At 62.9% G+C, this 22,101-nt stretch carries 19 protein-coding genes; 13 read left to right on the top strand and 6 right to left on the bottom strand.

What is annotated here, in order from left to right; genetic code table 11:
* Positions 1–3 precede the first annotated feature (3 nt).
* Positions 4–858, top strand: a complete 855-nt coding sequence (locus tag CQ020_RS07935; RefSeq protein ID WP_105691345.1) for a helix-turn-helix transcriptional regulator — start codon at positions 4–6, stop codon at positions 856–858.
* 39 nt (positions 859–897) lie between these two features.
* Here the strand turns inward: CQ020_RS07935 and CQ020_RS07930 are convergent, their stop codons facing one another.
* The 4 genes from CQ020_RS07930 to CQ020_RS07915 form a co-directional block, all read right to left on the bottom strand.
* Positions 898–1,659 carry an SDR family NAD(P)-dependent oxidoreductase gene (locus CQ020_RS07930; protein ID WP_105691344.1) on the bottom strand — a complete coding sequence of 254 codons (762 nt, stop codon included), beginning with the start codon at positions 1,657–1,659 and terminating at the stop codon, positions 898–900.
* Between the two features lie 40 nt (positions 1,660–1,699).
* Positions 1,700–2,497 carry an SDR family NAD(P)-dependent oxidoreductase gene (locus tag CQ020_RS07925; RefSeq protein ID WP_105691343.1) on the bottom strand — a complete coding sequence of 266 codons (798 nt, stop codon included), beginning with the start codon at positions 2,495–2,497 and terminating at the stop codon, positions 1,700–1,702.
* Positions 2,498–2,579: 82 nt separating this feature from the next.
* On the bottom strand, positions 2,580–3,536 hold the full coding sequence (locus CQ020_RS07920; RefSeq protein WP_105691342.1) for a LysR family transcriptional regulator: 957 nt from the start codon (positions 3,534–3,536) through the stop codon (positions 2,580–2,582).
* Positions 3,537–3,565: 29 nt separating this feature from the next.
* The gene (locus CQ020_RS07915; RefSeq protein ID WP_258141770.1) at positions 3,566–4,774 is read right to left on the bottom strand and encodes an MFS transporter; all 1,209 of its coding nucleotides are present in this window, start codon (positions 4,772–4,774) and stop codon (positions 3,566–3,568) included.
* Positions 4,775–5,077: 303 nt separating this feature from the next.
* Here CQ020_RS07915 and CQ020_RS07910 point away from each other — a divergent pair, with 303 nt between their 5' ends.
* The 6 genes from CQ020_RS07910 to CQ020_RS07885 all read left to right on the top strand — a co-directional run bounded on the left by CQ020_RS07910 (position 5,078) and on the right by CQ020_RS07885 (position 11,344).
* Positions 5,078–6,097, top strand: a complete 1,020-nt coding sequence (locus tag CQ020_RS07910; RefSeq protein ID WP_105691341.1) for a VOC family protein — start codon at positions 5,078–5,080, stop codon at positions 6,095–6,097.
* Entirely contained in the window at positions 6,097–7,038 is a 942-nt protein-coding gene (locus CQ020_RS07905; RefSeq protein WP_105691340.1) for a fumarylacetoacetate hydrolase family protein, read from the top strand. Before CQ020_RS07910 ends, CQ020_RS07905 begins: the two co-directional genes overlap by 1 nt.
* Positions 7,035–8,042: a cyclase family protein gene (locus CQ020_RS07900; RefSeq protein ID WP_105691339.1), complete on the top strand. Its 1,008-nt coding sequence runs from the start codon at positions 7,035–7,037 to the stop codon at positions 8,040–8,042. Before CQ020_RS07905 ends, CQ020_RS07900 begins: the two co-directional genes overlap by 4 nt.
* A gap of 95 nt (positions 8,043–8,137) precedes the next feature.
* Positions 8,138–9,262 (top strand): FAD-dependent monooxygenase, encoded by a 1,125-nt coding sequence (locus tag CQ020_RS07895; RefSeq protein ID WP_105691338.1) that lies wholly within the window; start codon positions 8,138–8,140, stop codon positions 9,260–9,262.
* A complete protein-coding gene (locus CQ020_RS07890) occupies positions 9,259–10,338 on the top strand; it encodes an amidohydrolase family protein (RefSeq protein WP_105691337.1) in 1,080 nt (359 codons plus the stop codon). The genes CQ020_RS07895 and CQ020_RS07890 overlap by 4 nt, the downstream gene beginning before the upstream one ends.
* 10 nt (positions 10,339–10,348) lie before the next feature.
* Positions 10,349–11,344, top strand: a complete 996-nt coding sequence (locus tag CQ020_RS07885; protein ID WP_105691336.1) for a fumarylacetoacetate hydrolase family protein — start codon at positions 10,349–10,351, stop codon at positions 11,342–11,344.
* Positions 11,345–11,516: 172 nt separating this feature from the next.
* Here CQ020_RS07885 and CQ020_RS07880 read toward each other — a convergent pair whose 3' ends face one another.
* The gene (locus CQ020_RS07880) at positions 11,517–12,197 is read right to left on the bottom strand and encodes a helix-turn-helix domain-containing protein (RefSeq protein WP_105691335.1); all 681 of its coding nucleotides are present in this window, start codon (positions 12,195–12,197) and stop codon (positions 11,517–11,519) included.
* 411 nt (positions 12,198–12,608) lie between these two features.
* Between CQ020_RS07880 and CQ020_RS07875 the strand changes: the two genes are divergently transcribed.
* From CQ020_RS07875 to CQ020_RS07855, 5 genes are all read left to right on the top strand, one after another.
* Positions 12,609–12,947 carry an antibiotic biosynthesis monooxygenase family protein gene (locus tag CQ020_RS07875; RefSeq protein WP_105691334.1) on the top strand — a complete coding sequence of 113 codons (339 nt, stop codon included), beginning with the start codon at positions 12,609–12,611 and terminating at the stop codon, positions 12,945–12,947.
* Between the two features lie 55 nt (positions 12,948–13,002).
* Positions 13,003–15,009, top strand: a complete 2,007-nt coding sequence (locus tag CQ020_RS07870) for a hydantoinase/oxoprolinase family protein (protein WP_105691333.1) — start codon at positions 13,003–13,005, stop codon at positions 15,007–15,009.
* On the top strand, positions 15,009–16,583 hold the full coding sequence (locus tag CQ020_RS07865; RefSeq protein ID WP_105691332.1) for a hydantoinase B/oxoprolinase family protein: 1,575 nt from the start codon (positions 15,009–15,011) through the stop codon (positions 16,581–16,583). Before CQ020_RS07870 ends, CQ020_RS07865 begins: the two co-directional genes overlap by 1 nt.
* An 85-nt stretch (positions 16,584–16,668) precedes the next feature.
* Positions 16,669–18,126 (top strand): APC family permease, encoded by a 1,458-nt coding sequence (locus tag CQ020_RS07860; protein WP_105691331.1) that lies wholly within the window; start codon positions 16,669–16,671, stop codon positions 18,124–18,126.
* A 142-nt stretch (positions 18,127–18,268) separates the two neighbouring features.
* Positions 18,269–19,762, top strand: coding sequence for an aminopeptidase P family protein (locus CQ020_RS07855; protein ID WP_105691330.1), 1,494 nt, complete (start codon positions 18,269–18,271; stop codon positions 19,760–19,762).
* Between the two features lie 91 nt (positions 19,763–19,853).
* On the opposite strand, the gene CQ020_RS07850 is transcribed toward CQ020_RS07855, so the two are convergent.
* On the bottom strand, positions 19,854–20,864 hold the full coding sequence (locus CQ020_RS07850) for an Lrp/AsnC family transcriptional regulator (RefSeq protein ID WP_105691329.1): 1,011 nt from the start codon (positions 20,862–20,864) through the stop codon (positions 19,854–19,856).
* Positions 20,865–20,982: 118 nt separating this feature from the next.
* Here CQ020_RS07850 and CQ020_RS07845 point away from each other — a divergent pair.
* Positions 20,983–22,101: M20 family metallopeptidase (locus CQ020_RS07845; RefSeq protein ID WP_258141768.1), on the top strand; the 1,119-nt coding region annotated here is incomplete at its 3' end.

Here is a 22,101-nt window from a genome sequence, read left to right as displayed (position 1 = left end):
GACATGGATTCCAAGTCCGAGATCAGCAACTTCCTCACGTCCCGGCGCGCCAAACTCTCCCCCGAGCAGGCAGGCGTGCCACTTTACAGCGGAGCCCGCCGGGTAGCTGGCCTTCGCCGGGAGGAAGTCGCCCACCTGGCCGGTGTCAGTGTGGACTACTACGCCCGACTCGAGCGCGGCAAAATCTCCGGCGCATCCCGTGAAGTTATCGAGGCCATCGCCCGCGCCCTGCAGCTCGATGAAGACGAGCGCGACCATCTTCTTGATCTCACCCGAATTTCGCAACGGCGCCCGCCACGCCGGAAACCCTCCAATCGCACCACCGTCCGTCCTGGGACACAGAGTGTTCTGGATTCCATCGACACCCCGGCGTTCATACAAAACGCGCGACTCGACCGTTTGGCGTCCAACCGACTCGGCCGCGCACTCTATTCGCTCCCCGACGACGGTTCCCGTGACCGTTTCAACTACGCTCATTACCTTTTTCTGGATTCCCGCGCCCCACGCTTCCATCGGGATTTTGACACGGCAAAACACAATGTCGTGGCGCTGCTTCACGCCGCAACAGCCCTGGACCCCTATGACAGAGAGCTGATCGAAATCATCGGGACACTTTCAACGCAAAGTGAAGAATTTCGCTCATTGTGGGCCTCGCACGATGTCTTCAAGTACCGGTCCGGGCAAAAGCTGCTCACCCACTCAACTGTGGGAGACCTCGAATTCGGGTATGAATCATTCGAACTTTCCACAGACCCAGGGCTAGTCATGCTGGTCTACACCGTGGCGCCCGGCTCCCCAACCTCAGACGCCATGCGGATACTCGCCAGTTGGAACGTCCCTGCTCTCAACGCGCATTAGGAGCGAGAGGTACGGGGTTTCCGCCCAGGACCGCGGCGGTCAGCGAAGGGCGTCGGAGACTGATTTCGCCCCGCCGTGGCTGCTTTGACCACCGTCTACCGGGAGGTCCACACCGGTGACGAAAGCTGCCATGGGACTGAGGAGGAAAAGCACGACGGCGGCCACCTCCTCGGGTGTTCCGGTGCGGCCAAGTGGGGTCTCGTCGATGGTCGCTTCCCTGAACGCAGGGTTTGCCCCTGCCGTCATCGGGGTCTCGATGAATCCTGGATGAACCGAGTTGACCCGGATTCCCTGCGGCCCGAGCTCTGTTGCGGCGGCAATGGTGAGTCCCCGGAGAGCCCATTTGCTGGCGGTGTAGGCCACCGGATAGTGCCCGCTGAGGGCTGCCACCGAGCCTACATTGACTATCGAAGCCCCGGACGACATTAAGGGGACGCAGGCCTGCATGCCCAGCAGGGCACCCGTCACGTTCACTTCCGATACCGCGGCAAGGTCTGCTGGGGTGGCGTCAAGGAGGCGGCTGCGGCGGGTGATGCCGGCGTTGTTGACCAAACCATCAAGGCAGCCGTGCTCATCACGGATGAACCGGGTCAAGGCCACCCATTCTTGGGGCAGCCTGACGTCCAGTTGCCGGTACACGATGCGCCCGGCGTGCTCCTTCACCGCCTCCGCCACGGCAGGGAACGGTTCGGCGGTGAGGTCCGTCGCGATCACTACACCTCCGGCCCTAGCGAACATCAAGGTTTCAGCCAGGCCTTGACCGCCATTAGCGCCCGTTATCACCACGATCCGGTCAGTCATGTCTATCACTGCAGAGTTGTCCTTTGTTGTCCGAGAAGTGTCAGCCGGGCAGAACAGCCGACCAGCCGCCGTCGACCATGAGGTTCGCGCCGGTGACGTAGGAAGCGTCATCTGAGGCGAGGAACAGCGCACATGCGGCCACCTCCCCCGCTTCACCTACCCGTCCGAGGGGAATGTGGGCAGCGATACGCCGCATGGGATGGTCTCCGGCCAGAAGGTCCGCTTCGGTGGCCGGGGTACGGATCATGCCGGGGCTGACGCAGTTCACGCGGATCCCTCGGGGTGCCCCTTCCGCAGCGAGTTGCTTGGTCATGGCAACGACGGAACCCTTGGTTGCCGTGTGCGCCAGCCGACCATTGGTGACCGAGCCGGTCACTCCTGCTGTCGAGCCGACAAGTACGACGGCGGATTGGCTGGCTTTGCTGAGCAGCGGCCAGAAGTGCCGCACAGGAAGGAAGACGACGTCTACCTCGTGCCGGAAATTCCACGTCCAGTCCTCGTAGCTGATGTCCTCCAAGGCCGCGAAGCGAGTGGCGGCAGCATTGGCGTAAAGCACATCTACGCGGCCATGCTCATGGAGCACGAAATTCGCCCATTCGAGCACGGAAGCCTCGTTGGTCAGGTCAACACCGTGAGCCTCATCCGCCTGGCCACCCTCGGCACGGATCGTTTCCACCGTGGCCTTTGCCCCTTCAAGATCTAGATCGCACCCCACCACGGTTGCTCCCTGACGGGCAAACAGTATGGCTGCCGCCCGGCCTTGCCCTGACGCGATGCCGGTGATCACCGTTATCTTTCCTGCGAGTCGGAGCGGCGGTGCGGTGCTGTCGGGTGTCATGCCTCCATCCTCCGGTCAGGGGAACTATTGAAGAATGGCCCGTTTCAGATACGAGCTATCCATGAGGTGAATAGTCCCCATCTCAGCTGGCAGAACCTGCCATGACCTTGACGGGATGCGCCTCCACCGGAAAGATCTCATGAAGCTGCGAACAGGCTCGCTGCACCACAGAGCGAAGCCAGACGCTGGCGGGATCCTCCGTCTGGGACGGATGCCAGTACATCGCCTCCACCAAAGCGGCTTCCAACTCCTCGGCAAACTCAAGGACCTCAATAGATGCCCCGCGCTGCGCCCTCGAAGCCAGCATGCGCGGAACCAAGGCCACCAAGTCCGTGCCCTCAACCAACAACGGCAGCGACAAGAAGCCAGCCACCACCGCCGCCACGCGACGGCGGACCCCGCGGGACTCAAACAATTTGTCCGCCGGCGTGCTGATGCCCTCACCGAAATACCCGACGGCGTGGGGAACTTCAACAAGGTCCTCCAACGTCAGTGCGGGCAAGGTGAGGAGCGGATTTCCCGCGTCTGCCACAGCCACGAAGCTGTCACGGAAGAGCTGCTTGGAATCACCCTTCATGCGGTAACCGGTGGGTCCCACCAACAGGTCCATCCGGGAGTACTCAGCCAGGTCACCCCGCAGGCCGGATGTGGGTACGAAGTCCACCACCACGTGCGGTGCCTCCTGCTGCAGGATTCCGCGCAGGGGCCCCACAATGAGCGCGGCCGCATAGTCGGACGCAGCAATGACAAACTCCCTTTCACTCGTCGCGGCATCAAAGCCGGATCGAATGCGAGTGGCCCGCTGGACATGAAGCATGGCTTCATCAACCAGCGGGACCAACGACTGTGCAAAGGGAGTGAGATCGTAGGTGCGGCCATTACGTACCAGTAGTTCGTCGTCGAAATGCCTTCTGAGCCTGGCCATCGCCGCACTGGTGGCCGGCTGGCTGAGCTGGAGCCGTTCCGCTGCCCGGGAAACATTCCGCAGCTCCAACAGGACCTGCAGTTGGGGCAACAGGTTCAAGTCCAGGTTCTTCATTTCCCTAGGTTATCCAGCCGCCGGCAACTTTACTGGCTGATCTGGACCAACCGCGGCCCCCGGACCAGGATCGCCACCAAGGCAAGCGCGCAAGCCATGCCCAACGCCCCAAGTGCAAGGCTGAGGTTCCCCAGGCCAGCAGCAGCTGCGCCAAGGACAATCGGCGTAAGGAACTGCCCGATGAACAGCGTCCCGGTCCAGATGCCGGTACCGCGTCCCCGCTGGGCGAAGTCCAGGCCGTTGACCGCCCACGTCAGGAGTGTCGGCAACAGCACTCCGGTACCGGCACTGGCGATAACGGCGCCCGCGATCGCCAGCGGCACGTTCCCGGCCAACGAGACCAGGCAAAGCCCGACGGCGGCCAGTCCGAAAGCGCCGATGAGCAGTTTCCGGGTGCCGAGCTTGGCAAGGTATCGGAAGGAGATGGCGCCTGCCGCAGTGGCCAGTGAGGCGATCGCAGCGGCACCTCCGATGAGCCCAGTATCCGTCACGCCCAAATCTGTGATGACATACGGCAGGTGGACGATCAGCGCGTAGAACACGATCCCACCGAACAACGTCACAGCTGCCGGGGCACCAATCTGCCGCCACGGCACCGGCTGTTTCGTCGGGGTTGTAGGTGCGACTTTTGCAGGCTCCCACAGCTTGAGGACCATGGGGATCACCAGCACGGCGCTCACCGCGTAGAGCCAAAACGGAGTCCGCCAACTGATGCTGCCCAGGGCGCCGCCCAAGGCAAAGAACGCGGTGGCCGCCAGCGCGCTGACCATGGTCTGGAGACCGAGGTACTTGTTCCGCTGTTGTCCCGAATAGTAGTCGGTGATCAAGGTGGTGCAGCAGGTCATGATGGCTGCCTCGGCAATCCCTACGCCGACTCTCGAGAAAGCGATGGCGCCGAGGGAATCCAACCACAACGGTGCCGTCCCAAAAAGGGCGTACGCCAACATCGCATAGATGAGCAGCTGCTTGCGCCCCATCCGGTCCGCGACGTAGCCCGCCAGCGGCGAGAACAGTGCTACAAACAACGCCGGCAGGGTGAGGACCAAGGGAACCAAGATGGCGACACCAGCGGTATCGGCAAAGACCTGGTTCAGAGTAGGGAGGACGGGTGCCAGCAGGACCGCGCCCAGCACGGGCATGCAACTACCGGCAACCAGCAACGCAGCCTGGGTCCTTCCGGCCGCTCGACTGGAGGCTGGTGGGCGGGTCTCGATAGCAGTTGGATCCATGGTGCTCATAGGTTTTCCTTCGCCTTTGAAGATGATCCCCGGAGAGTGGCAGAAGTGCCGGGAGGGACTGCATTCACTGTGGCAAGGGGCCCGCGGGCGGAGAATAGCGGTTTCGGTATAGCTGATATTTGTTCGGTTGATGGTTGGTGACATGGGCCCGGCTAGATCGCCGCGGAAGGCAACTTTTGGTATTCGCGCGGCGGATAGTTGCTATCAGACAGTTGCCCTTCCCCAAATACGTGACGTGACTCATGGTTACTACAGGACCTGCAGAGATCTGTCCGAGACATCAGCACATAGAAGGAATTCAACGTGGAAACTCCCCTCTCCCATCTTGCCCACCTCGAGATCACCGCTCCGGACGTCGACGCCTCGGCCCGGTTCTACGAGGAGAAGTTCGGCATGCGCATCATCGACCGCGTGGATGGCAACGTATACCTGCGTTGCTGGGGCGACTACTACCGCTACAGCCTGGTCATCACGGAAGGACCCGAGGCATCCTTGGGTCGGATGGCGTGGCGCACCAATTCCCAATCCGCGCTGGAAGCCGCAGCAGCCCGCGTTGAAGCAACAGGCGTGCAGGGCACCTGGACTGCCGGTGGCCACGGCTTCGGCAAGGCCTACGAGTTCACCGGCCCCTACGGCCACCACATGCGCCTGTTCTATGACGTGGAGAAGTTCGTCGCCGAGCCCGGCTTCGAATCCACCTACCCCGATCGTCCTGAGCGCCGCAGCAGCCACGCCGCCGCCCCCCGTTTCCTGGACCACGTCACGGTCGCTTCCTCAGACGTCCGCGGCTTTGCCAAGTGGTACAACGAGGCTCTGGGCTTCCGCGTCATGGCCTTCGTGGACCTGGATGAAGCACCCATCACGGTCTTCTCGGTGTTGACCACTAACGAGAAGTCCCATGACCTCGGCGTCGTCCTTGACACGTCCAACCGCCCTGGCCGCGTCAACCACATCGCCTTCTGGGTGGACGCCACCGAGGACCTGCTCCGCACTGCTGACGTGATGATGGAAAACGGCACCCCCATGGAATACGGCCCGTCCATCCACGGCGTGGGCGAGCAGAACTTCCTCTATTTCCGCGACCCCTCCGGCCTGCGCGTGGAGCTGAACTCCGGCGGCTACCGCAACTACGTCCCGGACTGGGACGCCAACACCTGGAAGCCTTCTGAAGGATCCAACAACTTCTACAAGAACGGCGCCATGCCGCACTCCATGACCGAGTCCTTCCCGCCCGCCGAAGGTTTCACTGCCACGGAAGAAGGTGCTTCCGCTGAAATGAAGGAAGCCCTCCTGAACCCCTACGCAAAGCAGGGCCGGGGCTAATGACGCAGCCACACTATGCACTGGTCCGCTTCCAGGAACCGGGTTCAGCTAAACCGCGGGCTGGCTTGCTGGTCGGCGACCGAGTCCTGCCCCTGGACAGTGACATCAACTCGCTGATCCAGCACTGGGAAACCACCGAAGGTGAGCTCGACCAACTGGCCGCATCGGCCAGTGAGGAGACAGGCCTGGCGGTGTCCGGCGTCGAGGTCCTTGCCCCGGTCGAACCGGCGCAGGTCCTGCAGACCGGCGCGAACTACCGCAAGCACGTGATCGACTTGGCCGTGGCACACCGCGACGCCGGCCAGGACGCAGAAGAGGTGCGCTCCAAGACCGCTGCGATGATGGACCAACGGGCAGGCCAGGGAACACCGTACTTCTTCATCGGCCTCCCGACGGCGATCGCATCCGCCACGGACGATCTCACCCTGCCTGGATACAGCAAATCCCACGACTGGGAGCTGGAACTCGCGGCCGTGATCGGTAAGGAAGCCTTCCGCGTCACGCCCGAGCAAGCGCTGGAACACGTGTTTGGTTACACCATGGTCAACGACATCACCACCCGCGAATATGTGTTCCGTAAGGACATGCCCGCCATCGGATCGGACTGGTACCGCGCTAAGAACGCCCGCGGCTTCCTGCCCACAGGTCCTTTGCTGGTGCCAACCAAGTTCTTCGGAGACCCACAGGATGTCCAGGTCACGCTGAAGCTCAACGGCAAAGCCATGCAGGACGAATCGACTCAGGACATGATCTTCGGTGTCGCCAAGCTTGTCAGTGAAGCATCGCAGATCATGCCCTTGCGCCCCGGAGACCTGGTCCTGACCGGCAGCCCCGCGGGCAACGGCCAGCACTGGGGACGGCTCCTCCAGGACGGCGACGTCATGGAAGGCACCATCACCGGACTCGGCACCCAACTCATCCACTGCAAGGACGAACAGTGACCACCGACGCCGTAGATTCGGCACCGATCCAGCGTACGGATCCGCTGGCCAGCATTGCTGCGGCTGCGGAAACATACAACAATTGGGGCCGCTGGGGCGAGGACGATGTCCTGGGGACGCTGAACTTTATCGACGCCGCAAAACGAGTCGAGGCCGCCGCTCTGGTGACCACGGGCGAGGCGTTCTCCTTGTCGCAACCGTTCGACACGAACGGCCCGCAGAAGGGTTGGCGGCGCCGGACCAACCCAGTGCACACCATGACCGACACCGGAGTCGATGCCGAACGCGGCAACCAAGGTTTCCCGCACGGATTCGGAGGGGCTGATGACGTCATCGCCATGCCCTTGCAGTGCTCTACGCAATGGGACGGGTTGGGCCACATCTTTGACCGCGGCAAAGCCTGGAACGGCCGGGCCGCCGGGGACGTGGTCACTTCAGAGGGCGACCTCGTGACCGGGATCGAAACCGCCGCGGCCAAGATCGTTACCCGTGGCGTGCTCCTGGACGTCGGCCGCGCACTGGGCCCGGAGCTGGGACACAGCGACGGGGAACTGCCCGACGGCTTTGCGATCACCCCGGAGCACTTGGAGCGCACCATCGAACGTCAGGGCCCCAGCTCCGCCGTTCGCCGAGGCGACATCCTGGTGATCCGGACCGGGCAGTACACCCGCGTCCGCCGTGAAGGCTGGGGTGACTATGCTGGAGGGTCCGCTCCGGGCCTTTCCTTCACCACGGCGGCGTGGCTGCACGCCTCGGAGATCGCGGGAATCGCCACGGACACCTGGGGCTTCGAGGTCCGTCCCAACGAGTTCGAGGGCGCTTTCCAGCCTCTGCACCAGATCGCCATCCCCAACCTCGGATTGTTCCTGGGTGAAATGTGGGATCCTGACCAACTCGCCGAAGCATGTGCTGCCGACGGCAAGTACGACTTCATGCTCACGGCAGCCCCGCTCCCCATCACCGGGGCTGTCGGTTCACCGGTCAATCCCATCGCCGTCCGGTAGCAGGTCCGATTGTCAGGTTGAGGGCCAACGACGGTCCCGGAGCCACAGACAGCAGCACAATAGGCAGTAACGCCGTCACCACAAAGGAGTCAAAGATGGCAGCAGTACAAAAGGTTGGAATCGTCGGAGCGGGAGCTGCGGGACTGACCGCCGCCATCCTCCTCGCCGATGCGGGAATCGACGTCGAGATTCTGGAGAAGGCCGCCGAGCCGCAGACGCTGGGTTCGGGCATCACCTTGCAGGGCAATGCCCTGAGGATCCTGCGCGAACTCGGCGTCTGGGAGCAGGTGGAAGCGAAAGGCTACCCGTTCAGTACCTTGGGCCTGCGTGCACCCGATCCGGCCGGAAGTGTCATTGCCGTGCTGGAAGACATCCGGACCGGTGGTGACGATCTTCCGGCCACGCTCGGAATGTACCGTCCCGACCTGACCGCGATCCTGCGTGAACGCGCCTTGCGGGCCGGCACCCGCATCACCTTTGGCAAGACGGTCACAGTGATAGAGGACGACGGCGCCAGCGTCACCGTCCGTACCTCCGACGGCGGCAGCACCCGCTACGACCTCCTCATCGGTGCCGATGGGCTTCATTCCGCAGTGCGCAAGGCAATCGGCATCGACGTCGAACCCCAGCCAACCGGCATGGGCATCTGGCGGGCCTTCGTGGAACGCCCCGAGGACGTGGTTCGGACCGATCTCACCTACGGCGGCCCCTGCTTCATCGCCGGGTACTGCCCCACCGGCCCGGACTCCATCTACGCCTACCTTGTAGAGAGGGCGCAGGAACGCAAGCACGAGGACGGTCCGCACATCATGACCGAACTCGCGGCAGCCTATGGCGGACCGTGGAACGAGATCCGCGCCAATCTGAACCACAGCGCGCGCATCAACTACACCTGGTTCACCACGCACTTGGTGGATGGACCCTGGAACCGCGGGCGCACTGTGATCATCGGGGACGCCGCTCACAGTTGCCCGCCGACGGTCGCCCAAGGCGCCGCCATGGCCTTCGAGGACGCTGCGGTGCTCGCCGAACTTCTCATTTCAGCCGACCACCTCACGGAAACCCTTTGGAAAGAGTTCACCGATCGCCGATTGGAGAGGGCTACGGCGGTAGTCAAAGCCTCAGTCCAGCTTGGTCAATGGATGCTGGATGGCGTGCGCGACGCCAATGTTCCCGGTCTGATGAACTCGCTTTCCACCATGTTGAAGGAACCCGCATGAGCACTCTCCCCTCCGAAGCCCCGGCAACTACAGTCGACGTGCATGCCCACATCCTGATTCCGGCCCTCCAGCAACGTGTGGCGGAGGCCGACCCTGACGGTTTCGCTGCACTCCAAGCCTTGGAAATGCGGCGGAACGGCCCGGAGTCGCTCGCTGCATCGGGACGCATGATCAAGGAACGTTGGCCTCAGCTCACGGATTTGGATCGTCGCCTGGCTGACATGGACACCCAAGGAGTGGATGTCCAGCTCGTCTCGCCGTCGCCGTCGCACTTCTATTACTTTGCTGGCGAAAAGCTGGCCCTGGAGCTCGCCAAGCATGCCAATGAGGCGGTTCGCGGTTTCGTGGACCTCGCACCCGAGCGGCTCAACGGCCTTGGCCTCGTCCCCCTCCAGCACCCGCAGCACATGGTTGAGGCACTGGAACACGCCGTACTCGAGTGTGGACTCCTAGGTGTGGAAATTGGGTCCTTCGCTGCCACGCCGGCAGACCCCGAACACAGCACCGTGGAGCTCTCCGATCCGCGGCTTGAGCCGTTCTGGAGCCGGGCAGAAGAACTGGGCGCCATCGTTTTCCTCCACCCGTTCGGCTGCTCCCTAGACGAACGACTGGACCGTTTTTACCTGGCCAACACCGTCTCCCAGCCCGCAGAGAATGCCGTGGCTCTTTCCCACCTCATCTTCGGCGGAGTACTGGACAGGTACCCCACGCTCAAGGTGCTCGCTGCACATGGCGGGGGTTACCTTCCCACCACCATCGGCCGTTCGGATCACGCATGGAAGGTTCGCCCCGAGGCGCAGCGGTGCGCAGAACCGCCGTCGTCGTATCTTCAAAAGATCTTCTTCGACTCCCTGGTGCATAACCCCCGTGAGCTGCGCGCCCTCGTGGAGGCGGCCGGCCCGGGGCAGGTGCTGCTCGGCTCGGACTACCCGTTCGACATGGGCGCCGAGGATCCCGTCGCGGAAGTCCAAGCTGCTGGACTCACCACAGCCGATGCCGCCAAGGTCATTACGGGGAACGCTGCCGGCCTCGGCATCACCGCCGCGGCCGCCCTGGCCGACCGACCCACCGTCTAAGGAAGCACACATGGTCAAGATTGCCCGTTGGAATCACGACGGCGGTACGTATTCCGGATTCGTGGATGGCAGCGGCTGCTTTGCGTTGCCACAGGGACAAACCGTCAACGACCTGCTGGCTGCCGGCCTTGCCGCCACTCTGGAGATCGCCGCGGAGACTCTCCGCACGGCACCTGAAGTTCCCCTGCCTGAGGTGCAGCTGCTCGCTCCGCTGGTGCCGGCCACCATTCGGGACTTCGTAGCCTTCGAGGAACACGTGGAGGGTGTGCGCAAAAGCATCGATGGCGTAGCGGGCGTGGTGGCCGAATGGTACGAAGCGCCCACGTTCTACTTCACCAACCCACACACGGTGACAGGCACAGCTGAGGTAATCGGAATTCCGGCGGGCTGCAACGAACTGGACTTCGAAACCGAAGTAGCCGCCGTCGTCGGACATGTCCCGGGAGGCGACGGCAGTAACCTGTCAGCGGCGGAGGCTCACCGGCACATCTTCGGCTACACCATTCTCAACGACTGGTCGGCTCGCGACCTGCAACGCCGCGAGATGAAGGTCAGCCTGGGCCCCTGCAAAGGCAAGGACTTCGCAAATACCCTCGGTCCCTGGATCGTCACCGCCGACGAGTTCGAGCACCTGCACGACGACGAAGGCTTCCTGCCGATCTCCATGGCCGTGGAGGTCAATGGCGAACAGATGGGCCAGGATCTGCTGTCCAACATGGGGTGGCCTTTCGCCGAGCTCGTGGCGTACGCATCACAGGACTCGGTGGTACGCCCCGGCGACGTTCTCGGATCCGGAACCTGCGGCAGCGGATGCCTCGCTGAACTATGGGGACGCAACGGGTCCAAGACTCCCCCGCCGCTGAAGACCGGCGACCTTGTACGAATGACCGTGGAGGGCATTGGATCGATCGAAAACGTCGTGGGTGAACGCCGCGAGGCCGTAACCCGGATCCCGGCGAGGAACCGGCCCCGCAACAGGACCGCGCCTGCAGGTGTTCGTCCCTAGGGCTGCCACATTTGCGAAATCGCCACCCTCAGGTGAGCCCTCCATCCCAGCAACGCTCGACGTCGGCACTTAGGTAAGTGCCGACGTCGAACTCGTTTCGGGCAGCTTTGAGCCCACCCGCACCGACTGGCAGATAACCGACCACACTGGTCTGTGCCGATGCTTTCCCGAGTCACATGCGGAGTCGCTGGGATTCGGCGATCGCGGCTTCGATGGCGGCGGCGTCCAGTCCACACGCGCGTAGCACGGTTGCGGCAATCACTTCCAAGTAGACGGGGTCCGGTTCCCCGGTCCTGCGCAAATGGCTGATCAGCTCCGTCAGGTGAATGATGATGGCACCCAGCTGTTCCTCCGAGACGGTAGCCGCTACGGCCTCAGTTGCAGCGGCGCCTCCAAGTCTTCCGTAGACGTGGAGCAGCTCTTGCCGCTCCGTGCGGAAGCTGTTGTAGCGCTCGCCCTGGACCTCCGGCAGCAACCACAGAATGGCGAAATTGTGCGCGGCCTTGATCAGGGTAGTGGTGTCCAGAATCAGGGCAGCGTGGAGGGCACCGGCGGCGCTGGCTGACGCGGGCACGAGTGCTTCAAGGCTGCGAACAACTTCCAGACCGGGCCGAACGGATGCGGTGAGGAGCTCGTCGAGCATTTCTTCTTTGTTCGCGAAGTGGTAATAAAGGGACGCCTGGCGAATGCCAACCCGCTCGGCGATCGCGCGGGTTGGGGTGGCGGTGAACCCATTCTCGACGAAGAGCGCCGCAGCGGCGTCCAGGATCTGTTCCCGCGGCGAGTGCTCAGTGTCCGAGGCCGGAATACTACGTGGACGACCGGTACGTACCGGCCTTGTTTCCGTTGACATGAATCCATCCTTTCACGCGGGACCCCGGAGTACCCGGGCAGAGCGGGCCCGTCTCCGCCCCAGACCCTGAGGCTTCACAAGATGCCGGCGGGAACCCTGCAACTCTCCACAGCCTCCCAGCGGGACGGTGTCTACTTCTTCAAAAATACACTACCTATCGCTTGACAGGTATTGTTCCAAGTGGGACGCTCAGACAAGCGAAGTTTTACCCCCGCCACAACAATCGACGAGGCAATCCCCCATCGGTTGCGGGACGGAATTGTCGTCCTTGAAGGTCAAGGGCTGCGGGACCTTCGCTGCACTAACCAACTCAGGAAGAAGTCGCACTGCTGCAATGGCCGGCGCTTTCATGGTGCGGGAGTCCTGGTTCAGGAATCACCCGCATCAATCCGTCCGACCGGAAGGAACCAAATGATCAGGACTCAATTGCCTCTGAAAACCCGTCCTGGCCTCGTCCAAGGTGTTCTGGACTTTTATGCGGACCGTGGCATCCTCGCAAGGTCCCTCGCCCAACCAGGGTGCCTGGCAGCGGAGATACGTGTACCGCTTCCCGTCCAGGATTACGTCGTCGTCAGCGCAGTCTGGGAATCCGAATCTGCCTACCAGTCCTGGGTGGGAAACCCCGAACGGGCCACCGCTGCCAAGGATCTCAACGCTCTGCTGGACAACGCGGAGGACCACTTGGGCGACGCCGAAATCTCGGTCATCCACGACTTCAGGGCTGCGCGTCCCGGTTCAACTGCCAGCTGAACCGTCGGCTGACTCAGCAAATCGACATCAAATTCACACCATAAAGGGATACGTCATGAAGAAAGACCTACGGGTAGGAGTAGACATCGGTGGAACCTTCACCGACATCGTCGTGCAAAACAAGCGCGACGGCAGCACGCTCCTCCACAAAGTCCTCAGCACACCGGACAACCCCAGCGTCGGAATGCTCCGCGGCCTGAACGAACTTGGCATCGCAGAGGACATAGAGTTCCTCGTTCACGGGACAACCGCAGGCCTGAACGCCCTTCTTTCCCGCACTGGTGAGCGGATCGCGCTCATCACCACGGCCGGGTTTGAAGATATTCCGGTCCTGGGCCGCGGTGGGAACAAAGAGATCTGGAGCCTAACGCCCGAACGGCCCAAGCCGCTCGTCGCTGAAGATGACATCATGACTGTGGATGAAAGGGTCCGCTCTGACGGACACGTGGAACGGCTACTGCAGGAAGATGAGGTCCGCCGGGTTGCAGAATGGCTGCTGGCGGAGGGCATCACGAGCGTCGCGGTTTCCTTTCTCCACGCCCACCGGAATCCCTCCAACGAGGTCACCCTGCGCGAACGCCTCAGCACCCTTGTACCTGACGCATCCGTTGTGTTGTCTCACGAAGTCGCTCCGGAACAAGGAGAATTCGAGCGGACTTCCACCACGCTGGCCACCGGCTACGTGGCGCGCACCGTTGACCGCTACCTCGCAGCACTGACAGTTGAACTGGACCGGCGCCAGTGCAGCGCTCCTCTGCAGGTCATGAGGTCCAGCGGTGGCATATGCTCAGCGAAACTCGTCGCCCGCCAACCTATCCAGACAATCCTCAGTGGACCTGCTGGAGGAGTCGTAGCCGCCGAGACTCTCGCCCGCTCCCTCGTCCGGCCAAACCTGATCGCTATCGACATGGGCGGAACATCATCGGATGTGAGTTTGGTGATTGACGGCAAGATGACACTGGCCACAGAAGTTGAGATCGCCGGCCAAGTGATGCGGATGCCGGTGGTCGAACTGCACACCATCGGCGCCGGTGGCGGTTCCATGGCCCGCGCCGAAGCGGGCGGCCTCCGCGTAGGTCCCAAGAGCGCCGGCTCCAACCCCGGCCCGGCGTGCTACGGACAGGGCGGTACGGAGCCCACGGTCACCGACGCCCAGGTGGTCCTGGGCCGGATTGATCCTGGCTGGTTCCTGGGCGGCAGGATGAAGTTGAGCTTGGACGCCGCGGAGATGGCCGTTGGCAGGCTGGGCAAAGCCTTGGACATCGAGCCAGAGACCGCCGCCGAAGGCATCGTCGCGGTGGCGAACGGCATGATGGCCAACGCGATCCGCACGCTCACCATGCGGCGCGGTATTGACGCCCGCGATTTCTCCCTCGTGGCCTTTGGCGGTGCGGGCCCCCTCCATGGGGCTGCACTGGCGGACGAACTCGGGATACAGGAAGTGATTGTCCCTTTCGCTACCGGTGTGCTTTCGGCTTGGGGGATGCTGCACGCAGTCATCCGGCATGACGTCTCCGCGCCACTGTCTGGTCTGGCGGACGACCCGGAGGTGCTGAAGACTTTCCATAAGACACGCCAGCAACTGGAAGCCCACGGATCGATACTGCTGGACACCGAGCGCGTCCCGGACGACGACAAGACCTTCGAGTTCTCGGCGGACATGCGATATGTCGGTCAGGAGCATGCAATCTCCGTCGAAATTGCCACCGGGGACGATGCGGTTGGTCTTTTCCACGGCGCGTACCAGCGCCGCTACGGGCACAGCATGCCCGAATCACCGGTCGAGTTCGTCAATGTAAGGCTCGCGGCTGTTGGCCGTATCAGCTCGGCTCCGGCTCAGTCGTCAGGCCCTGGCCCGGATGCCCCCGAAGAATCAACCCGGAAAGTGCGGATCGACGGTGTCACCCATGATGCCCGGGTTGTGCACAGGAGCGCACTTGGTGTTGCGGCGGTTAACGGTCCCGCGATCATCCAGGAAGACGGTTCCACCACTCTGGTCCCCCCATCGTGGCAGGCTACGCGCGGCGAATTTGACACCATGATTCTTAGAAAGGTCGGCTGATGAGCACCGACGTAGTGACCACGGAGATCATCCGGAACCTCTTCCTGTCAGCAGCGGAAGACATGCATGCCACTCTGGTGCGCTCGGCCTTCCAACCCCTTCTTTACGAAAACGAGGACGCTGCCGTCGCCATCCTTGACCGCAACGCAGACGTCCTGGGTCAGTCCAGCGGCCTGCCTTTGTTCCTGGGAAACCTCGATGAAGCGATCAAAGAGACACTGAGGCGCCGGGGCGGGACCGCATGGCTCAACGAAGGCGATATTGTCATCCTGAATGACCCCTACATCCAGGGCACGCACGTCAACGACGTCACCCTTTTCGCACCCGTACATTCTGGGGGTGAGATCATCGGTTACGTCGCCGTCCGTGGCGATGTGACCGACGTCGGCGGTAAAGATCCTGGTGGTGGAACCGAGACCACAGAGGTATATCAGGAGGGTCTCCTGCTTGGGCCCGTAAAGATCTGCACAGCACACGGACCGAACCAGGACATCATCGACATCATCCGCCGCAACAGCCGCAGTGGAGAGCTGATCGTTGGCGACATCAACGCCATGATCTCCTCGTGCCGGATCGGCCAGCGACGCATGCTTGAGATCGTCAGGCGCTTCAGCATCGGCGTCATCGAAGCATCCCGCGATGAAATCTTCCGTCAGAGCGAGGAGTCCGACAGGGACACCGTCAGCAACATACCCGACGGCGTCTACACCGGAGCCGGCTGCATGGACAACGACGGCATCATTCTGGACAAGCCCGTCCGGATCCCGATCAAGATCACTGTCTCCGGCGACACACTCACCGTCGACTTAACGGAAAGCCCTGAATCAACTACAGGGCCCATCAATTGCGGCCGCGCCCAAGCCGTTGCCGCCATCCGCGTTGCCTACAAGTTGCTGTTCGCCCCGGAACGCTCGTTCGACGGCGGATGCTTCCGTAACGTCGAGGTGCTGACGCGTCCGGGGTCAGTCCACCATGCAGAGGAACCAGCGGCCTGCGGCTGGTACTACACCACCTTGGGACTCTTGGTGGACCTCTTCATCAGCGCCTTCTCCGAAGTCCTGCCAGGACGTGTCACCGCGGCCCAGTTTGGTGATTCGATGATTACCTACTTTGCCGGCAAGGACCTGCGCGGTACGGACTACCTCTGCGTTGAGGCCCACGCCGGCGGTTGGGGCGCGTCCAGCCGATCGGATGGAGCAGACGGACTCATCAACGTCCTCAACGGCAGTTTCCGGAACACTCCCATTGAAGCGCTGGAATCCCGCTACCCGATCACGGTCACCCAATACGCCATCAGGCACGACTCCGGCGGTGCGGGCATGCACCGCGGAGGCAACGGCATCGTCAGAAGCTACCGTTTCGATGAACCAACGCAACTGTTCCTTTGGCTCGACCGCTCCCTCACCCCAGCCTGGGGACTGAACGGTGGCTCCCCCGGCAAACCGCCCCGCGTGGAAATCTCCGGCAGCGTCCAACGATCGGACCTGCTCAAGGTCAATGGCCTGCAGCTCTCTGCAGGCGATGAGCTGAAGATCCTGACAGGTGGCGGCGGCGGCTTCGGGACTCCCGAATGAGCACCATGAGACCCCGCAGCACTACCCGCTACATATTCTTGCCACCAGAAATCACACCAGGTATTTCTCATCGAAAGGGAACGCCATGACCGACAGGTCATCGAATACTGCGACGGCCCCCGGCGGACAGGGCCCGCAAGCGGCACAGCCCGGAACTCTCCGCGCCCGCCACATCGTCTTCTTCGTGATCGCCGCTGCAGCGCCCCTTGGGTTCGCCGTCGGATCGATTCCCTTGGCCATAGGCCGCGGCGGGATAGGCACTGTCGCTATGTTCCTCATCGCCGGCGGCTTCCTGGCACTGTTCGCAGTCGGATACGTGGCCATGACACGCTTCGTCCCCAATGCGGGAGCACTTTTCTCCTACATCTCGGCAGGACTCGGCCGACCTCTCGGCATCGGCGTCGCATTCGTCGCTGCCCTGGCATACGCCCTGGTGTCCGCCGGGGCCGTGGGACCGTTCGCAGTATTTGCCGAACAGACAGGCCAGTCACTCTTCGGCGTCGCGGTTCCCTGGCCCGTCTGGGCAATCGGAGGCGTCCTGGTGATGGGCATCCTGGGACAGCTGAACGTCGAGCTCAATCTCCGGGTGCTGGGCTTCTTCATGATTGCGGAAGTTACGGTCCTCGCTGTCCTTGGCGTAGCCATCGTCGCCCAAGGTGGGGCCTCCGGCCTATCACTCGATGCCCTGAGCCCAAGTGCCATAGCCGCAGGGCAAATCGGCGTCGTTCTTCTCGTCGTCTTCGCGGCTTTCGCCGGATTCGAGGCAACAGCGCTGTTCCGCGAGGAGGCCAAACATCCCGTGCGCACGCTGCGCCGTGCAACGTTCGGATCAATCGCCGTCATCGCCCTGCTGCAGTCCTTTGTCGCCTGGTCAATCGTCCAGGCCTTCGGCTCGACGGTAGTGGACGTCGCGAACGCAACGCCCACCGAGATGTTCTCCATCGCAGCACGACAGTACGTCGGCGACTGGTTCGCCAACCTCATCTCAATCCTCGTCGTCTGCAGCTGGTTCGCTTCCGTCAGCGCCTTTCACAACGCCACAACCCGATACCTCCACGCACTCTCACGCGACGAAGTCATACCAGCCGTCTTTGCCCGCCGCTCACGCCGCACCAATGCACCATGGGTGGCCAGCCTCGCCCACAGCACGTTCACCCTGGTGGTCATTTTGCTCTGCATCGTCGCAGGACTCGACCCCTATCTGGACCTCTTCGTCCTGGGCAGCGTGCCTGTAGCCGTCAGCATTCCTGCCATGGAATGCCTCACGGCAATCGCCGTCGTCGCGTTCTTCATCAGAGACCGGCGTGGTCAGTCACCGTGGACGGTATATGTGGCACCATCGCTGGCTGCAGTTGCCCTGGCAGTAGTTGTGTACTTGGTTCTGGCCAACATGGAGTTCTACACCGCCCAGACCGGCCCGATCAACTGGATCCTCCCCGGCGTCAACCTCGTGGTCCTAGGGATCGGCGTTGCCCGCGCCCTGTGGATGCGGTACCGCACACCCCACCTCTACGAACGCATCGGCCGCTTCGGCCTGGAATAAGCGCTCACCAAGAGAACGACCACCGCCTCGCCTGCCACGCCTTACGATACTGCTCCAGCCACGGCACTTTTCAGGGCGCGGCAGGCGGGGCGCCCTTCCACACGTGATTCATGCACGCCCCACACTCCCTCAAGGTGGACGAATGACCCCCTCAGAAACCACAATTCCACTTCGCGCGGCTTCCCCGTCGAACCGCTCAACTACACCCAATTCCGAATACTTTAAGAAGTACATTGGCGAAAACTGGGCCAGCCATCTCGAAGTTCTGCCGCTGCCCCGGGAACAGGCCGCATTTGCCGCAATACGACGCAGGCGCGTCTCCGAGCTGAACCCAGGCGTCCGTCTGCTGGTGCCGGCCGGCCGCCTCAAACAACGCGCGAACGATATGACCTATCCGTTTCGGGCCCACTCCGCTTTTGCGTGGCTCACGGGATGGGGCAGCGATTCCGAGCCCGGAGCCGTGCTCGTGTTTGAACCCATAGGCGACACCCACGAGGTAACACTGTACTTCCGCGAACGCGCCGGACGCGGAACGGACGAGTTCTACGCGGACCCCGAAATCGGCGAGTTCTGGATTGGTCCTAGGCCTTCCCTTCGGCAAGTCGCCGCCGACCTCGGGCTCCAGACGCGTGACATCGCCAATCTTGACATGCTGCTTCACCAGGACTCAGGGAAAGAAGCGACGACCACACACTCGACCGTGACCATACCTGAAGCAGATCCGGAACTGGCCGACGTTGTTGGCGGATGGAGCCCAGATGCGGTCACGCGCAACACGAAATTTGTACGCGACCTTTCCGAACTGCGACTCGTCAAAGATCCCTACGAGGTAGAGCAACTTCGGAAGGCGGTCGCCGCCACCGCCCTAGGATTTTCGGACGTCATGGCCGAGCTCCCCCGCATCCGTGGCCATGCCCGCGCCGAGCGCCTCATCGACGGAGTATTCAACAGCCGGGCCCGGGTGGAAGGAAACACCGTGGGTTACACCACGATTGCAGCAGCCGGTGCGCACTCGTGCATTCTGCATTGGACCCAAAACGACGGCCCCGCTCTGAACGGCGACTTGGTACTCCTCGATGCAGGCGTGGAAATGGACAGCTACTACACGGCCGACATCACCCGAACCTTTCCCGTGAGCGGAACCTACACTCCGGCGCAACGAAAAGTCTACGAGGCTGTACTGGAAGCAGCAGACGCCGCCCTCGCCGTCGCCCGTCCCGGCATCAGGTTCCGTGACATCCACGACGCCGCCATGGCGGTCATTGCCCGCAAAACCGTCGAATGGGGCGTGGTGACGGTCAGCGTCGAGCAAGCAGTGGAAGAGGGAAACCAACAGCATCGACGCTACATGGTGCATGGCACCAGTCATCACCTCGGCCTTGACGTACACGACTGCCCACAGGCCCGCCGGGAGATGTACCTCGACGGCATCCTTGAGCCAGGCATGGTCTTCACGATCGAACCGGGACTCTACTTCCACCCCGATGACCTCACCGCGCCGGATGAACTACGCGGCATTGGGGTGCGCATCGAGGACAACATCCTGGTAACAGCAGAAGGCGCAGAAAATCTCTCGGCTGCAATTCCGCGCACCGCCGATGACGTTGAAGCGTGGATCCAACAGTCAAACAACTGAACGTTGTGCCCGAGCCTCGAGTCCTGGACCACCTGCACCGCACCAAACACCCTATTCTCCAGCGCCGCCAGCTCCCGGCCTTCGTGAGTGCTTATGGCGTGTTGTCACCCCCAGTGCGGGCCACGACCGGGCCGCCCGTGGACGAGTCTTCACGGATCCGCCAGCCGACCATCTTGTGTGTCCGAACAACGAGCGCCGAGTCCACGACCCGCAGTTCCGGCACTGTCCGGAGCAGGCGTGCCTCAAACTCGGCGATGTCGGCTGGCCTCTGCAGGTAGAGCATGAAAGTGAGGTTCGCATCGCCGCTGACCTCAGCGCAGAAACGCAGAGTCCTTTGTGCATTGAGGAACGCGAGGGTCTGGGGAATGGCCGCGGGCGTGGCCCGCACGTACCACTGGCAGCTGATGGGGTATCCCACGAGAGCCTGGGCCACCTCGCAGCGGAAGTCGACGAGTCCCATCCGGACCACAGCCGTGAGGTGACGTCCCGCCGTCGTTGGATGCATGCCTGTGGCCGCAGCGATCTCCCTTGCTGTCGCGCGGCCATCGTGGGCTAGGACCCCGAGGATTGCAGGGAGATCCGACGGTGCTATCGCAGCTGGTCGGTCCGCGGTCATCTTGAGTTGGGCGAGCTCGGCCGCCTGAACCCGGTCGAGTACGTCGAGCCGAAGATGGCCGCCGCGGATGTGCATCGCGGTGGTGACACGCAGCCGCGTACGCAGCACGCCGGGAACCGATTGGATCCATGGCAGCACGGAGCGGACGAGCTCCAGCCATTCGAGGGTGAGGACCGTGAGCTGGAGCTCCCAAGAGTCCGAGGTTTCGATGACGCTGCTCACCCTCGTGTCTTGGCAGAACGTCTCGATCGCAGTCGCCGTCGTGCTCGGCGAACACTCGACGTCGATGAACGCCAGGCACGTTTGTTCCGGGCGGCCGCTGAGGGCCGCAGTCACCCAAGCGCTGCCGGTCTCGGTGAGGCGCGACCATCGGGACGCGAGGGTGGCTGGATGCCGCCCGAGGACCGGCGCGATCGACGACCACGGTGCCCGAGGCGCAATCTGCAGGGCATGGAGTAGTTCCAGATCTTCGGCGCTAAGCATCATAGCTGCACACTAATGCACTCATGCCACCCGTTGGCTGCAACTTTATGTGAATTTTTCGGGTGCTGTGTGTTTGGTCACTCAATACTGGAACCGGTTACTTCGACGAACGGGAACTCTCTTGAGCTTGCACCTGTCTTCACCTACGACGTCCTCTCTGACGAAAGATGCTGCCGCGCTCCAGCCCGAGCTAACGCAACTGCGCCACGCCTTACACGCCCAGCCTGAGATTGGGTTGCACCTGCCGGGCACCCAGGAACGTGTCCTGGCGTGGCTCGACGGGCTCGGTTACGAGCTGATTCCTGGCAAGGGCCTTTCCTCGGTCACTGCCGTCCTGCGCGGCACCGCTGAGGTCACCGGACCGCGGCGCACGGTCCTCCTGCGGGCCGACATGGATGCCCTCCCGGTCCAGGAGGCCACCGGCCTGCCCTACTCATCGCGGATTGATGGTGCCATGCATGCGTGCGGCCATGACCTGCACACGACCATGCTCGCTGGCGCCGCGACACTCTTGGCCGACCGCCGCCACGAGGTGGCGGGCGATGTCGTCCTCATGTTTCAACCCGGCGAAGAAGGCCACGACGGCGCCCGCATCATGATCGAGGAGGGTGTCCTCGACGCATCTGGACGCCGCGCCGAGTCGGCGTTCGGTGTACACGTCACAAGCGCCCTCGCGCCGTGCGGTACTGTCATGTCCCGCCCTGGTGCGACGATGGGCGCTGCCGATGGGCTCTTTGTAACCGTCCGGGGTGCCGGCGGGCACGGTTCGAAGCCCTCCACGGCGCTGGACCCGGTGCCCGTCGCAGCGGAAATGGTCACTGCACTCCAGTCACTCCTGACCCGCCGCATCGATATCTTCGACCCGGCCGTCCTCACAGTCGGCGTCTTCCGCGCCGGGACGCAGCGAAATATCATCCCGGACACTGCGACTTTCGAGGCAAGCCTCCGCTCGTTCAGCCGCGAGACCGGCGACCGGCTCGAGCGGATCGTCCCCGAGCTCATCCACGGCGTCGCGGCCGCGCACGGCATGACCGCCGACGTCGAATACCGCCGTGAGTTCCCGCTGACTTTCAGCGACTCCACTGAGCACAGTACAGCGCGGGAAGTCGCCGTCGACCTCTTCGGCGACCACCGGCACGTGACCATGCCGCATCCCCTCGCGGCCTCGGAGGACTTCTCCCTGGTCCTCGAGCAGGTCCCCGGCGCGTTCGTCTTCCTCGCCGCCACTCCCCCCGGAGCG

This window comes from Arthrobacter sp. MYb23 (genome assembly GCF_002979775.1).
GTDB lineage: Bacteria > Actinomycetota > Actinomycetes > Actinomycetales > Micrococcaceae > Arthrobacter.
This window is presented reverse-complemented; position numbering and strand designations above follow the sequence as displayed.

Bases quoted from the DNA above. Each gene is read 5' to 3' on its own strand.
- CQ020_RS07885 (WP_105691336.1), top strand. From the start codon at position 10,349: ATGGTCAAGATTGCCCGTTGGAATCACGACGGCGGTACGTATTCCGGA.
- CQ020_RS07855 (WP_105691330.1), top strand. From the start codon at position 18,269: ATGACCCCCTCAGAAACCACAATTCCACTTCGCGCGGCTTCCCCGTCG.
- CQ020_RS07895 (WP_105691338.1), top strand. From the start codon at position 8,138: ATGGCAGCAGTACAAAAGGTTGGAATCGTCGGAGCGGGAGCTGCGGGA.
- CQ020_RS07870 (WP_105691333.1), top strand. From the start codon at position 13,003: ATGAAGAAAGACCTACGGGTAGGAGTAGACATCGGTGGAACCTTCACC.
- CQ020_RS07935 (WP_105691345.1), top strand. From the start codon at position 4: ATGGATTCCAAGTCCGAGATCAGCAACTTCCTCACGTCCCGGCGCGCC.
- CQ020_RS07890 (WP_105691337.1), top strand. From the start codon at position 9,259: ATGAGCACTCTCCCCTCCGAAGCCCCGGCAACTACAGTCGACGTGCAT.
- CQ020_RS07920 (WP_105691342.1), bottom strand. From the start codon at position 3,536: ATGAAGAACCTGGACTTGAACCTGTTGCCCCAACTGCAGGTCCTGTTG.
- CQ020_RS07925 (WP_105691343.1), bottom strand. From the start codon at position 2,497: ATGACACCCGACAGCACCGCACCGCCGCTCCGACTCGCAGGAAAGATA.
- CQ020_RS07905 (WP_105691340.1), top strand. From the start codon at position 6,097: ATGACGCAGCCACACTATGCACTGGTCCGCTTCCAGGAACCGGGTTCA.
- CQ020_RS07875 (WP_105691334.1), top strand. From the start codon at position 12,609: ATGATCAGGACTCAATTGCCTCTGAAAACCCGTCCTGGCCTCGTCCAA.
- CQ020_RS07865 (WP_105691332.1), top strand. From the start codon at position 15,009: ATGAGCACCGACGTAGTGACCACGGAGATCATCCGGAACCTCTTCCTG.
- CQ020_RS07930 (WP_105691344.1), bottom strand. From the start codon at position 1,659: ATGACTGACCGGATCGTGGTGATAACGGGCGCTAATGGCGGTCAAGGC.
- CQ020_RS07860 (WP_105691331.1), top strand. From the start codon at position 16,669: ATGACCGACAGGTCATCGAATACTGCGACGGCCCCCGGCGGACAGGGC.
- CQ020_RS07915 (WP_258141770.1), bottom strand. From the start codon at position 4,774: ATGAGCACCATGGATCCAACTGCTATCGAGACCCGCCCACCAGCCTCC.
- CQ020_RS07880 (WP_105691335.1), bottom strand. From the start codon at position 12,197: ATGTCAACGGAAACAAGGCCGGTACGTACCGGTCGTCCACGTAGTATT.
- CQ020_RS07850 (WP_105691329.1), bottom strand. From the start codon at position 20,864: ATGATGCTTAGCGCCGAAGATCTGGAACTACTCCATGCCCTGCAGATT.